The 794-nt window shown below is 62.6% G+C and carries 2 protein-coding genes; both read right to left on the bottom strand.

The genetic code is table 11. The features are described 5' to 3' along the window. A partial coding sequence (locus tag AC1DYX_RS31650; protein ID WP_477266231.1) for a helix-turn-helix domain-containing protein occupies positions 1 to 218 on the bottom strand: 218 nt, incomplete at its 3' end. 226 nt (positions 219 to 444) lie between these two features. Next, a partial coding sequence (locus tag AC1DYX_RS31645) for an alpha/beta hydrolase-fold protein (RefSeq protein ID WP_477266229.1) occupies positions 445 to 794 on the bottom strand: 350 nt, incomplete at its 5' end.

Raw genomic sequence — 794 nt, 5'->3', positions numbered from 1 at the left:
ATCCAGGGGAATTGGTCGCGCTTGATGCTGTTAAGCTGGCGCCGCAACGCCGCTTCGGACGGCCTGGTCAGCGTCGGGTCGGCCTTGCAGGCTTCGTACTGTTTCTTCCACTCGCTCAGCGCCCAGTTGTACGCGAAGCGGGCCGTGCCTGCCGCGCGCGCCAGGCAAGTCGCCTGCACGTTGTTCGGGTCCAGCCGGATGCGGTGCGCTGCGAGCATTGAACATCCTTTACGGTCATTCTGGTCGTTCAACCCAAGGCTTGTCGGCTGTGCTGATCGGAATGAACTCGTGCATATTGCTTATGATCTTGCAAAGTTAGCGAAGTTCCAGATTAACTGTTCGAACCCTATTGATCTGGAATGACGACCGACGGCCTCAGACGGGCCGCCTCCCACTCAATTTATAGGGCGCGCAAAAACGGTTTGCAAGGGTCGCGCGGTAACGTCATCCGAGGTTACGGCGGTGAAAGCGCAAATGGTCCTCGATGAACGTCGAGATGAAGTAATAGCCGTGGTCATAGCCCGGATGCCGGCGTAGTTCGAGCGGCTGGCCGACGGCGCGGCAGGCGTCCGCGAAGGCGTCCGGGTACAGTTGTTCGGCGAGGAATTTGTCGGCCAGGCCCTGGTCGACCAGGATACCCTTGGGGAACGGCGGCGCGTCGGCGCAGGCCATCAGCGCCGTCGCATCGTAGTCGCTCCACGCGGCGCGGTCCGGGCCGAGGTAGCCGGAGAAGGCTTTGTCGCCCCATGGGCAGCGGCTGGGCGCGGCGATCGGGGCGAAGGCCGATACGGAGC

This window comes from Massilia sp. P2_C2 (assembly GCF_056404615.1).
This window is presented reverse-complemented; position numbering and strand designations above follow the sequence as displayed.